Source organism: Citrobacter sp. On2M (assembly GCF_018035235.1).
Lineage (GTDB): Bacteria > Pseudomonadota > Gammaproteobacteria > Enterobacterales > Enterobacteriaceae > Citrobacter > Citrobacter meridianamericanus.
Genome location: NZ_WPCV01000004.1, coordinates 1,164,173 through 1,176,864 on the forward strand (window position 1 = coordinate 1,164,173; position 12,692 = coordinate 1,176,864).

Consider the following 12,692-nt stretch of genomic DNA (forward strand, 5'->3'; position numbering starts at 1 on the left):
GTTAATAGCAAAAGTAGCGAATGAAATGGAAAAATACCGGCGCGGTGAAGATCAGAGAATCCAGCCGATCAAGGATCCCGCCATGACCTGGCAGCAATGTTCCGCTATCCTTCACGCCAATATCGCGCTTGATTGCCGACATCACCACATCGCCACAAAAACCACTGATGCCGATAATCAAACCCGCTAACAGCGACAGCGGAATGCTTAGTGGTGTCATCAACGGCCCAAGCAGCGACGCCACCAGCGTGGTAGTCGCTACGCCGCCAACCAATCCCGCCAGCGTCTTATTAGGACTGACTCTGGGCGTTATTTTGATGCGCCCAATCGATTTACCCCACAGATACTGCGCAATATCGTTGAATTCCGTTAAGCCAACCAGAAACAGCACCAGCAATGCGCCAGTTTGCATGCCATCATCAGGCAGAACCAGTAAAAAAGCGACATGACTGAAGGCAAAAACGGTGGTCATCAGGCTCCAGTGATGCTGCGAAGCATAGCGCAAGAAACCCTGGGTATCGCCCGCAATGACCATCCGCACGGGTAAGAATAAAAATGCGTAGACCGGGATAAACACCACAAACATGCCATACCAATTGATGCCAATCAGCCAGTAGTTAATCGGAATAGCAATGAACATCCACAGCAGAGGCATGCGATCGGTCTGACGCGACGGCGCCAGCGTCAAAAACTCCTTTAACGCCATAAAGCTCACCAACGCAAAAAAGGTCAGTGCCAGCCAGTGTGGACTTAAAATAGCCAGAGAAAACAGGATGATGATGATCCACCAGGTACGAATACGTAACGTCAGTTCCCGCCAGTCTTTGTCCGGTCGTCGCCACACCAGTAATCCATTCACTGCCGTTGCAACCAGCAGCAATGCAAAAATGACTGCGAGCGACTTCTCCAGCAGCATCATTTCCCCTCCGCTTCGCGTAATGCACTTTTACAGCGATTAATTACCGTCCATAGCAGCAGGAGCGTAGCAACGCCCCACACCAGATTGTTCCATTGCACAAGCTGCGGCCACAGAACCAACGCCAGACCCCAAGCGCCAAATACCAGCGCTCGATCACTTTTACCCAACGGCCCGGCATAGCTGCGAACGCCATTAATCGTTTGTGCCAGGACGCCGCAAAACTCAGTCATTACTGCAGAGAACAACATCACCATAACCAGTATTACGTTACTGTCTGGGAGCAGCATAAACGGCAGATAAAGCGCCAGATCGGACAGAATATCCCCACTCTCGTTCAGAATAGCCCCAAGGCGTGATTGTTGGTGACATTCACGTGCCAGCATGCCATCGAGTGCATTAAGCGCCATTCGAATAAACAATACGATTGGCAGGAGAACAAAAAATTCAGGTTGGGAGAAAATCGCCAGTACGACACCGGTCACAATAGAAAGCGCCATCGCGGCGAGGGTAACGTGATTTGCTGTGACGCCTTTCTTATGGAGCCAAAACATCAATGGACGTAACAGCGCTTGAAAGGCGGGTTTGATCTGATAAAGCGTCATCATCATTCCTTGATAATATGTCTGTTTGACTATAGTAGATTAATCACTCCCCGCCTGCCTGATAGTTTTTTCGACTGAACTCAAAATCAGACTTTACTAACAAGTCAGGTTATTCTTTCCGTAACCACTTACCATTGATGCCCTGGACGTACTCTCCCGGTTTAGCGCGGGCAACCAGCTTTTGTCCGGCCATTTTCGCCACTTCATCAGCCGGAATGTTGTTGCTTTCAGCCAGTTGCTGATAGCTGGCGCTTCGCGCTTTATTAATTTCACTCACCAGCGCCAGCGTTTCGGCATCGGTTTTCAATGCCACCAGATAACCATTAAGCGTTTCGCCAACCCGCCCCTGAGTTCTGGCTTCATTCAGAGTTAAGGCCCACACATTGCCGCTGAGTAAACTCAGAGCCACCAGGATCACTGCAAGCTGTTTTTTCATCGTAACCTCAGAACAGATCGCTGCGCGATTTCAACAAGCTCTCAACGTCTTTATCGACTTTGATATGGATCTCGTGTTCGATTTTGACGTTCATATTAATCGTGATCGGTTCTTTTGGCGCAGCCACTTCGATTCTGGGTGTGCACCCGACCAGCAGAGATGACGCCAGCAAACCCAGCATCGCAGCTATCGTTTTCATTGTTGCTCCTCACATTCCTTGCCTTCCGTGCAATGGTTTTTCGGCAGCGCTGCATTTTGTTCAAGCCATGCCTGTAAATTGTCGCCAAAACGCAAACTGCGCCATAGCGTAAAGACATTTTCCTCGTGGGTGTAATTCAAATTAACCGTTCCCACTTTGCCATCCACCCGACTGTTGCCGGTCACCGTTGCCTGCATAGTTAAAACACCGAGGTTATCCAGATTTATTTTCGTCCAGGAATGGCTTATTTCCATATAACGCAGCCAGTTAATGGCCGCACCCGCCGTCATATTATCTTTGACGACGGCATCCGCCGTGTCCTTGTCAATACGCAGCGTCATGGGGCCGGGGTTGGTCAGCCAGCCGTCTTTGATGATCCACTTTTCGTTATCCAGCCATAACGGCAACGCGCCGCTGACTGGGCCAGACATGGCGAATTGTTTGGGATTAACCGCGCTGATAAGCTCGCTGGAGGATATATTCTGCACCCGCAATAATGCCGGATCGTGCTGCGGCATTCGCAGTTGTTGCATGATGACTTTGCCCCCCAGCAGTTCAGCGCTGACATCGCTTAACAGCAACGGATTGTCTTCACTCCAGGGATACGCCCCCTGCAGATCGGCGGCAATATTTTTCACCGTCACCTGATTCACCACTTCCGCGATACGCAGTGAAATAGGTCCACGGGTGCCAAGTTGCCACGCGCTTTCACTAAATCGAAACGGCAACACAAAATCGACGCCATTGATTTGGTTATCGGGCATCCAGGCGCTACCGCCTTTTAATACCCCATGACCACCCGCTTCAAAACCCTGCTCCGGCGCCGCTGAAAATGCGACCTGAGCATACAGCTCACCTTCGCGCAGCTTCATTTTCCAGTCAGGTGGGATGAGCGGTTGGAAAACGGTGAGCGATTGTTTTGGCCACCAGGCCTGACCGCGCAGGCGGATCCCGTCCCAGCGGCCATTAAGTTGTACGGGTCCAATCGCCCCCGCGTGAAGCTGGCCTTTGAACTGGAAAACTGTCGGGTCGGTACCTTCCACGCTAAATTTCAGAGTTGATGGCGGTAATACGCTTCCTCCAGTGAAGGTGGTGTTTCCTGCATCCAGCGACAGCGCGCCACTGAATGTCGGTTTGCTGGCATCTCGTACCCACACGATCGGCTCATCCATCACCAGACGCGGATTTTCCACCTGCATGGTGCCGTATTGCAGATGGTCAAAGCCGGTGGAGAGATCAAACAGCTTCAGGGTGTTGTCATGCCATTCCCCTTTACCCGCCACATCCCAGCGGGCATGCATCGGCGTAAAACTGCCTTCGCCCCAGTATCGCCACTGCCAGCGCCCCGCGTCAGGAAGAAAATCATTGGCCAGACCATCCAGATGCAGCTCAAAACCGCCCATCTGATTTTCATGCGCGCGCAAAATAGCCTGCAGACGGCCATCCACACCGCGTTGCGTTACTTTTACGCCCGCCAGCGGCCAGCGAATTTCGTCAATATCCAGCGAGTCAATCACACGTCCACTCGAACGCAGCAATGCTCCTGGCTCGAAAGCCAGCTGCGGATCGCTCAGGCTTCCGGTGAGTCTGGCAGGTAACTTGGCGTAGAAGATCAGGTCATCCTGTTTCGCCTCGCCGATCAGCTGCAACGGCATGTCGCTACTATCCACACCGAGCTTACCCGGTCCCAGAGTTAATACGGCGTTTCCTTTACCAGCATCGCCTTGCGTCAGAATGTTCAGTCGCCCGCTCACCATCGCATTTTCCAGCCCGGCCTGCCAGTTTTCAACTTTCATTCCCAACCGTCCACTGAGCGGGAATCCTTGATAAGGCCAGTTCCAGCGACCGTCGCTAATGGTGAGTTGCTGACGGGTTATTTCCCACGGAAGATCGAGCAGCGGATCGGCATTATCGCGGGCCATGACGATCAATTGCCCGCTGTTTTCTTGCCACTCCAGTTCGACGTCAACCAACGAAGGTTCCTGCGGCAAACTCAGAGAAGCAACCGCATGACCGCTCACCGGTAGTCCATCAGGAACCAGCGGCATAGTAAATTCACCGACCAGTTTTACCGGCGGCTGGCCTTCAAATGCTGCGATATCCAGCGCATTTACCGTGAGATTTTGCCCGTGCAGACGCCCCTGAAATTTAACTTTTTCACCCTGATAGCGTAGTTGCTGGGTCGAAGGCGTAAGCGAGAGAGACAGTTTCCCCTGCCACTCCTGCCAGGGAGAAAGAATAACGTTGTCGATGTTAATCCAGGTATTAGGTAGCATCGATTGCCATTCTGCCAGCGTTTTTGGCGCAACCGGAGAAGGCTCAGCCTGCGGCAATTTGGCCAGGCAAGCCGAGTCGAGCTCAATTGTCCCGACATTAAGCAACCAGCGGCTGGGATGAGAAAGATCCGCCTGAGTAACACGCGCTAGTGGGCAATCATCGACCAAATAGCGAAGTTCCGGGATATGCAGCCCATGCCGTGTCAGCCGTGGGCTCTCATCCAGCGCGATGCGCGTGCCGACAGGCAACCAGACGCCCACCAGCGTGGGAACCCACAGGCCAAGCGTCATGACCAGCGTCAACGGCACGAGAATCAATAATAAGAGAAGTGCCAGAACGGCTTTATATTTACCCTTCATGGGTAGTTAATATCCTGATTTAGCAAAAATTTAAGCCGGTTTAGGCCAGTATTGTGGCATGTTTACCTGGATATGCCCACATTAAGAATAGATGCCTAAGAGACATATGTATTATCTATGACTTTTTGGATCGCTAAGGAAATTGATAATTATTCAATAAGATAGACTATTATTTCATATGGCACGCTGTCACACGTGCCGTCTGACAGATAAAGATTCGGACTTAATGAGGCCTCAGTTGTCCATCGCTATGTTTAGGTCCTATACGGCCCGCTTCGATCAGAATTTCCTCAATAAGTTCTTCCAGGCACTCCCTACCGTGATGATCGCAGACCAGATGTACCTGTCGGGAAATCTCGTCAGGTTTCATACCATCACATAATGCCGCCTTCAGCATTAAGGTGGCCCATCGTTTTGCTTCAGAGTGAGTTAACATGACTCCTCCCGATATTTGCTACCTGTATAAGCGTAGCTGCCTGGATGTGATTCGGCTGGCTTTTTAACCACGTTGTATTGACCGTCATGAGCTGGATGAAAATTCTCCAGTTGTTGAAAACGCGTAATCTGCCCACACTAACCAGATATGCGTTGGAATTATTCATTACGTCCATGACTATCAATAATTTTTTATATTTTGTAAAATAATTTTAATTGAATTAATGTGACGTCAAAATCACTGGAGAAAGTCTTATGAAACTCGCCATCTATAGTACAAAACAGTACGACAAGAAGTATCTGCAGCAGGTTAACGAGACTTTTGGTTTTGAACTTGAATTCTTTGACTTTCTGCTGACGGAAAAAACAGCTAAAACCGCCCATGGCTGTGAAGCCGTGTGCATTTTCGTCAACGATGATGGCAGCCGCCCTGTTTTGGAAGAGCTGAAAAAGCATGGCGTGAAATATATCGCGCTGCGTTGTGCCGGGTTCAACAACGTCGATCTCGACGCGGCAAAAGAGCTGGGTCTGCAGGTAGTACGTGTACCAGCCTATTCACCGGAAGCCGTCGCTGAGCATGCGATTGGCATGATGATGACGCTGAATCGCCGTATTCACCGTGCCTATCAACGCACACGTGATGCCAACTTCTCTCTTGAGGGGCTGACCGGTTTTACCATGTATGGCAAAACGGCTGGGGTGATCGGTACCGGTAAAATCGGTATTGCGGCCCTGCGGATCCTGAAAGGTTTTGGTATGCGCCTGCTGGCGTTTGATCCCTACCCAAGCGCTGCTGCGCTGGAGTTAGGCGTTGAATATGTCGATCTGAAAACGCTGTTTGCGGCGTCCGATGTTATCTCCCTGCACTGTCCATTAACGCCAGAGAATTATCATTTGCTCAATCACGAAGCCTTTGAGCAAATGAAAAATGGCGTGATGGTTATCAACACCAGTCGCGGGGCGTTGATCGATTCGCAAGCCGCTATCGATGCGCTGAAAAACCAGAAAATTGGGTCTCTGGGTATGGACGTGTATGAAAACGAACGCGATCTGTTCTTTGAAGATAAATCCAATGACGTGATTCAGGATGATGTGTTCCGTCGCCTGTCGGCCTGTCATAACGTGCTGTTCACCGGGCATCAGGCGTTCCTGACAGCCGAAGCTCTAACCAGTATTTCTGAGACTACGCTACAGAATCTGGCACAAATCTCCAAAGGCGAAACCTGTCCAAACGCCCTCTCCTGATTTCCGTGCTCCCCTGGCTTCAGGGGAGCATTTTCAGACAATCACCGATGATAAAACACACAGTATCATTATTATATTGAATGTTTCCCCGTCACAAACCCAGAGAAATACAATGAAGAAAGTTGTCACGTTGATTGCGCTCAGCATGCTGATGGCTGGCTGTGTGAGCAATGGAAAAGTTTCCGTCAATCGCGAACAGTTGCAGCACCACCGCTTCGTTTTGCAGAGCGTGAATGGTAAAGCCGTCACCATCGCTAATAATCCACCCGAATTAAGTTTTGGCGAAAACATGACGGTATCGGGAAAGATGTGTAATCAATTCCACGGTCAGGGCAAGCTGTCCGACGGCGAGTTGAAGGTCAAAGATATGGCAATGACCCGCATGATGTGCGCCGATCCACAGCTTAACGCGCTCGACGGGATCGTCAGCGACATGTTTAAGCAAGGCGCACAGGTCGATCTGACAGCTGACCAATTAACGCTGGCGACAGCGGAACAAACGCTGACGTATAAACTTGCGGATTTAATGTAGGAAACGCGGTGGCTTAATAGTTGCCACAGCTTCCGGCGGCAAGCGACTGCTCACTACAGCGTTTGCCGTTGGGTAACGCACACATGCCGATGGCTGAACCATCCAGTTGGCGTGCAACGGAGAGCGAACCTCCAATCATGGCGCAATTTGCCTCTCCAGAACTGGACATTGCGGCCTTCATTCCCGGTGCGACATGAGCGGCGGTCGCCTGTTGAACAGGTTCATTGCTACAAGCCGATAATAATAACGCGGCACACCCTACCCAAAACGCTGCGCGCATTTTACTCCCCTCTGAATATTAACCAAACGACACAGCCATAAATAATAGGCAGCGGAAACACTGCCGTCGAGAGGCAAAATGCGCATTTATGCGCGTTGTTTACATTTTCTGGCAATTTTTTGGCTGCTCCTTTGATCAAACCATTCATTCTGATTATTCCCAGGACACAAAAGCGAAAATCTGTCTTTAGCGCTTTTGCTAAAATAGAAAGATATAACTACAGGATTCGCCGCGGTTATGCGGGTCCCTCTTTTTGCGCAATGTAAGGGTGTCAGTATGATCACAATTGACGGTAATGGTGCGGTTGCTTCGGTCGCATTTCGTACCAGCGAAGTTATCGCCATCTACCCGATTACGCCCAGTTCGACGATGGCTGAACAAGCGGATGCCTGGGCCGGGAACGGGCTTAAAAACGTCTGGGGGGATACTCCTCGCGTCGTAGAAATGCAGTCGGAAGGCGGTGCGATCGCGACCGTTCACGGCGCATTGCAGACCGGCGCGCTCTCTACATCGTTTACTTCATCGCAGGGCCTGTTGCTGATGATCCCGACGCTGTACAAACTGGCCGGCCAGTTGACCCCGTTTGTACTGCACGTGGCGGCACGTACGATTGCCACTCACGCGTTGTCGATCTTTGGCGATCATTCCGATGTAATGGCGGTGCGCCAGACGGGTTGTGCGATGCTGTGTGCCAGTAGCGTGCAGGAAGCACAGGACTTTGCGCTCATTTCGCAAATGGCCACCCTGAAAAGTCGGGTTCCGTTCATTCATTTCTTTGATGGTTTCCGTACTTCGCATGAAATCAATAAAATTGTGCCGCTGGCCGATGACACGATCCTCGGACTGATGCCGCAGGCGGAAATCGATGCTCACCGCGCCCGCGCGCTTAATCCGGAGCATCCGGTTATTCGCGGTACATCTGCAAACCCGGATACCTACTTCCAGTCGCGCGAAGCGACAAACCCCTGGTACAACGCGGTTTACGAAAACGTCGAACAGGCGATGAACGACTTCGCCGCGGCGACGGGCCGCCAGTATCACCCCTTTGAATATTACGGTCATCCGCAGGCAGAACGCGTCATTATTTTGATGGGCTCGGCAATTGGCACCTGCGAAGAAGTCGTCGAAGAGTTGCAGGCTCGCGGCGAGAAAGTCGGCGTACTGAAAGTGCGTCTATTCCGCCCATTTTCTGCCAGACATCTACTGCGCGCCCTGCCGGAAACCGTACGGAGCATCGCCGTTCTGGATCGCACCAAAGAGCCGGGTGCCCAGGCAGAACCACTGTATCTGGATGTGATGACCGCGCTGGCGGAAGCCTTTAATTGCGGCGAGCGGGAAACCCTACCACGCGTGATTGGCGGACGTTATGGACTTTCTTCCAAAGAGTTTGGACCGGACTGCGTCATGGCGGTCTTTAATGAGTTGACTAGCGCGAAGCCGAAACCTCGCTTTACGGTCGGTATCTATGATGATGTCACCAACCTGTCACTACCACTACCGGAAAACACCCTACCCGGTACCGCGAAGCTTGAAGCACTGTTTTATGGGCTGGGCAGTGACGGTAGCGTGTCGGCCACCAAAAACAATATCAAGATTATCGGTAACTCGACACCGTGGTATGCGCAGGGTTATTTCGTCTATGACTCGAAAAAAGCAGGCGGTCTGACAGTTTCTCACCTGCGCGTCAGCGAGCAACCTATTCGCTCTGCTTATCTTGTGTCACAGGCCGATTTTGTTGGCTGTCATCAGTTGCAATTTATCGATAAGTATCAGATGGCCGAGCGCCTGAAACCGGGCGGTATTTTCCTGCTAAATACGCCGTACAACGTGGATGAAGTCTGGGCGCGTCTGCCACAGGAAGTTCAGGCGGTTCTGAATCAAAAGAAAGCACGTTTCTACGTTATTAATGCGGCGAAAATCGCCCGCGAGTGTGGTCTGGCTGCGCGTATTAACACCGTGATGCAGATGGCATTTTTCCATCTGACGCAAATCTTACCAGGTGACAGCGCGCTGATTGAATTGCAGGGGGCGATTGCCAAAAGCTATAGCAGTAAAGGTCAGGACCTGGTTGAACGTAACTGGCAGGCGCTGGCCCTGGCGCGTGAGTCGGTCGCCGAAGTGGCGCTGCAGTCGGTTGATCCACATAGCGCTAACCGCCCACCGGTGGTTTCTGATGCCGCGCCTGATTTCGTGAAAACCGTCACCGCGGCAATGCTCGCCGGCCTGGGCGATGCCCTCCCCGTTTCAGCGCTGCCGCCAGACGGCACCTGGCCGATGGGCACCACGCGTTGGGAAAAACGCAATATCGCCGAAGAGATCCCCATCTGGAAAGAAGATCTGTGTACTCAGTGTAACCACTGCGTTGCCGCCTGTCCGCACTCGGCTATCCGCGCCAAGGTCGTCTCACCAGAAGCGATGGAAAACGCCCCTGCCAGCCTGCACTCTCTGGATGTGAAATCACGCGATATGCGCGGTCAGAAATATGTTCTGCAGGTTGCGCCAGAGGATTGCACCGGCTGTAATTTGTGCGTCGAAGTGTGCCCGGCGAAAGACAGGCAAAACCCGGAGATCAAGGCCATCAATATGATGTCGCGGCTTGAGCATGTTGAAGAAGAAAAAGTTAACTATGACTTCTTCCTTGATCTGCCTGAGATTGATCGCACTAAACTGGAACGCATTGATATTCGTACCTCGCAGTTGATAACGCCGCTGTTTGAATATTCTGGTGCCTGCTCCGGTTGTGGTGAAACGCCGTATATCAAACTGCTTACGCAGCTTTACGGCGACCGCATGCTGATCGCCAATGCGACCGGCTGTTCATCGATTTATGGTGGTAACCTGCCCTCAACACCGTATACCACCGACGCCAACGGCCGTGGACCCGCGTGGGCAAACTCACTGTTTGAGGATAACGCCGAATTCGGTCTGGGCTTCCGTCTGACGGTGGATCAACACCGTGTGCGCGTTATGCGCTTACTGGAACAGTTTGCCGATAACATTCCGGCTGAACTGAATGACGCCCTGCACGCCGAAGCAACGCCAGAAGTACGTCGTGAACAAGTTGCCGCGCTGCGCCAGCATCTGAAAGATGTCGAAGGCGCGCAGCAACTGTTAACCGATGCCGACGCACTGGTCGAGAAATCCATCTGGCTGATTGGCGGCGATGGCTGGGCTTACGATATTGGTTTTGGCGGCCTGGATCACGTCCTGAGCCTGACCGAGAACGTCAATATTCTGGTACTGGACACCCAGTGCTACTCCAACACAGGTGGACAAGCGTCGAAAGCCACACCGCTCGGAGCCGTCACCAAATTTGGTGAACACGGCAAGCGCAAGGCACGTAAAGATCTTGGCGTCAGTATGATGATGTACGGGCACGTGTATGTTGCACAGATTTCTCTGGGGGCGCAGTTGAATCAGACGGTGAAAGCGATTCAGGAAGCGGAAGCCTATCCAGGTCCGTCGCTGATTATCGCCTATAGCCCATGTGAGGAACATGGCTACGACCTCGCGTTAAGCCACGATCAGATGCGCCAGCTCACGGCAACCGGATTCTGGCCACTGTATCGCTTTGATCCTCGCCGTGCAGACGAAGGTAAACTGCCGCTGGCGCTGGACTCTCGCCCGCCGTCAGACGCGCTGGCTGAGACATTGATGAACGAGCAGCGCTTCCGCCGTCTGAACGCACAGCAACCGGAAGTGGCCGAGCAATTGTGGAAGGATGCGACCGCTGATTTGCAAAAACGCTATGACTTCCTGGCCCAACTGGCAGGGAAAGCGGAAAAAAGCAGCACCGATTAATACGTGTCGTTAAGTATTAGTCGAGGATAAAAAAAAGCCCGAACAGTTTGTTCGGGCTTGTCAATTTATTCGCTGGCTAATCAGTCCTGAGACAAATCCTCCAACGAAAAACAAGAAGTGACAATAAAGGCATATAACCCGCGCAGAATAACTCAACACAATTCACTTGTATAATTTTTATTTTATATATATCCATTTTATATATTCATCGTAATTATCACCATTTCTGTAGAATTATTTATTTAAGGTTATACTTAAGGCGTAACAATTCATATTTATCCCTTTACGGAACTTATCCTTTAGCATGCTTTTACTCCCCGTATGGGTAGTCACAGGTAAATAAAAAAACTAAAGGATTATTTCAATGAACAGAAAAGTACTGGCTCTCGTCATTCCTGCCCTGCTGGCTGCAGGCGCAACTCACGCTGCTGAAGTTTATAATAAAGACGGCAACAAATTAGATCTCTACGGTAAAGTAGATGGTCTGCGTTATTTCTCTGATGACGCCAACAAAGATGGCGATCAGACCTATGTTCGTGGCGGTTTCAAAGGCGAAACTCAGATCAACGATATGCTCACCGGCTACGGTCAATGGGAATATCAGGTCAATGCCAACACCACTGAAAGCAACCGCAACAACAACTTCACACGTCTGGCCTTTGCAGGTCTGAAATTCGGCGACTACGGTTCATTCGATTACGGTCGTAATTATGGCGTACTGTACGACGTAGAAGGCTGGACCGATATGCTGCCAGAGTTTGGCGGCGACTCCTACACCTATGCTGATAACTTTATGACTGGCCGTGCTAACGGCGTAGCAACTTATCGTAACACTGACTTCTTCGGTCTGGTGAACGGCCTGAACTTTGCATTGCAGTATCAGGGTGCGAACGAACAAGCGGGTGATGAACAGGAAGGCACCGGTAACGGCAGCGATCGTAACGTTCAGAACTCTAACGGTGATGGCTTCGGTATCTCCTCTACTTACGATCTGGGTATGGGTGTAAGCTTCGGTGCGGCATACTCTACTTCTGACCGTACTAACGATCAGGTTAACGCAGGTAAAGCTGGTGGCAACGTTGCCGGCGGGGATACAGCTGACGCGTGGACGACCGGCCTGAAATACGATGCCAACAACATCTACCTGGCAACCATGTACTCCGAAACCCGTAACATGACACCGTACGGCGACAGCGGCGTAGCCAATAAAACCCAGAACTTCGAAGTCACTGCACAATACCAGTTCGACTTCGGTCTGCGTCCGGCTGTATCTTTCCTGATGTCTAAAGGGAAAGACCTGAACGCTACCGACGGTGACAAAGACCTGGTTAAATATGCTGATATCGGCGCTACCTACTACTTCAACAAAAACATGTCCACCTATGTTGATTATAAAATCAACCTGCTGGACGAAGATGACAGCTTCTACACTCGTAACAACATCTCTACTGATGATGTTGTCGCATTAGGTCTGGTTTACCAGTTCTAATCCGTCAGCCCGCTGGCAACAGCGGGCTATTCTTTCTTTGGTAACCAATCTGTTTTATTCAGATCGAAATATTATATCTATTGTATTAAAACACCTCTTTGATAGATGATATCTTCAT

The 12,692-nt window shown here is 51.1% G+C and carries 10 protein-coding genes; 4 read left to right on the top strand and 6 right to left on the bottom strand.

All coding sequences use genetic code 11. The features are described from left to right. Window position 1: 1 nt before the first annotated feature. From On2M_RS15880 to On2M_RS15900, 5 genes are all read right to left on the bottom strand, one after another. Window positions 2–919, bottom strand: coding sequence for a phosphatidate cytidylyltransferase (locus On2M_RS15880; RefSeq protein ID WP_187259612.1), 918 nt, complete (start codon window positions 917–919; stop codon window positions 2–4). Continuing rightward, window positions 916–1,521 carry a CDP-alcohol phosphatidyltransferase family protein gene (locus On2M_RS15885; RefSeq protein WP_210905131.1) on the bottom strand — a complete coding sequence of 202 codons (606 nt, stop codon included), beginning with the start codon at window positions 1,519–1,521 and terminating at the stop codon, window positions 916–918. The genes On2M_RS15880 and On2M_RS15885 overlap by 4 nt, the downstream gene beginning before the upstream one ends. Window positions 1,522–1,630: 109 nt before the next feature. Next, a complete protein-coding gene (locus On2M_RS15890; RefSeq protein WP_210905132.1) occupies window positions 1,631–1,957 on the bottom strand; it encodes a YdbL family protein in 327 nt (108 codons plus the stop codon). Window positions 1,958–1,964: 7 nt separating this feature from the next. Next, window positions 1,965–2,156: a YnbE family lipoprotein gene (locus tag On2M_RS15895; protein WP_003020350.1), complete on the bottom strand. Its 192-nt coding sequence runs from the start codon at window positions 2,154–2,156 to the stop codon at window positions 1,965–1,967. Next, window positions 2,153–4,792, bottom strand: a complete 2,640-nt coding sequence (locus tag On2M_RS15900; protein ID WP_151219309.1) for a YdbH family protein — start codon at window positions 4,790–4,792, stop codon at window positions 2,153–2,155. The genes On2M_RS15895 and On2M_RS15900 overlap by 4 nt, the downstream gene beginning before the upstream one ends. Window positions 4,793–5,482: 690 nt before the next feature. On the opposite strand from On2M_RS15900, the gene On2M_RS15905 reads away from it, so the two are divergent. Continuing rightward, on the top strand, window positions 5,483–6,472 hold the full coding sequence (locus tag On2M_RS15905; RefSeq protein WP_210905133.1) for a 2-hydroxyacid dehydrogenase: 990 nt from the start codon (window positions 5,483–5,485) through the stop codon (window positions 6,470–6,472). 112 nt (window positions 6,473–6,584) lie between these two features. Continuing rightward, entirely contained in the window at window positions 6,585–7,004 is a 420-nt protein-coding gene (hslJ, locus tag On2M_RS15910; protein ID WP_210905134.1) for a heat shock protein HslJ, read from the top strand. A 13-nt stretch (window positions 7,005–7,017) separates the two neighbouring features. Here hslJ and On2M_RS15915 read toward each other — a convergent pair whose 3' ends face one another. Beyond that, entirely contained in the window at window positions 7,018–7,284 is a 267-nt protein-coding gene (locus On2M_RS15915) for a DUF333 domain-containing protein (protein ID WP_151219313.1), read from the bottom strand. Between the two features lie 276 nt (window positions 7,285–7,560). Between On2M_RS15915 and nifJ the strand changes: the two genes are divergently transcribed. Next, window positions 7,561–11,085 (top strand): pyruvate:ferredoxin (flavodoxin) oxidoreductase, encoded by a 3,525-nt coding sequence (nifJ, locus tag On2M_RS15920; RefSeq protein ID WP_210905135.1) that lies wholly within the window; start codon window positions 7,561–7,563, stop codon window positions 11,083–11,085. A 364-nt stretch (window positions 11,086–11,449) separates the two neighbouring features. Beyond that, the gene (gene ompC, locus On2M_RS15925) at window positions 11,450–12,574 is read left to right on the top strand and encodes a porin OmpC (protein ID WP_151219315.1); all 1,125 of its coding nucleotides are present in this window, start codon (window positions 11,450–11,452) and stop codon (window positions 12,572–12,574) included. The last annotated feature ends 118 nt before the right edge of the window (window positions 12,575–12,692 follow it).

What these genes read in the sequence shown, in the direction of transcription:
- On2M_RS15900 (WP_151219309.1), bottom strand. Translation starts at nt 4,792, where the DNA reads ATGAAGGGTAAATATAAAGCCGTTCTGGCACTTCTCTTATTATTGATT.
- On2M_RS15905 (WP_210905133.1), top strand. Translation starts at nt 5,483, where the DNA reads ATGAAACTCGCCATCTATAGTACAAAACAGTACGACAAGAAGTATCTG.
- ompC (WP_151219315.1), top strand. Translation starts at nt 11,450, where the DNA reads ATGAACAGAAAAGTACTGGCTCTCGTCATTCCTGCCCTGCTGGCTGCA.
- On2M_RS15895 (WP_003020350.1), bottom strand. Translation starts at nt 2,156, where the DNA reads ATGAAAACGATAGCTGCGATGCTGGGTTTGCTGGCGTCATCTCTGCTG.
- hslJ (WP_210905134.1), top strand. Translation starts at nt 6,585, where the DNA reads ATGAAGAAAGTTGTCACGTTGATTGCGCTCAGCATGCTGATGGCTGGC.
- On2M_RS15890 (WP_210905132.1), bottom strand. Translation starts at nt 1,957, where the DNA reads ATGAAAAAACAGCTTGCAGTGATCCTGGTGGCTCTGAGTTTACTCAGC.
- On2M_RS15915 (WP_151219313.1), bottom strand. Translation starts at nt 7,284, where the DNA reads ATGCGCGCAGCGTTTTGGGTAGGGTGTGCCGCGTTATTATTATCGGCT.
- nifJ (WP_210905135.1), top strand. Translation starts at nt 7,561, where the DNA reads ATGATCACAATTGACGGTAATGGTGCGGTTGCTTCGGTCGCATTTCGT.
- On2M_RS15885 (WP_210905131.1), bottom strand. Translation starts at nt 1,521, where the DNA reads ATGACGCTTTATCAGATCAAACCCGCCTTTCAAGCGCTGTTACGTCCA.
- On2M_RS15880 (WP_187259612.1), bottom strand. Translation starts at nt 919, where the DNA reads ATGATGCTGCTGGAGAAGTCGCTCGCAGTCATTTTTGCATTGCTGCTG.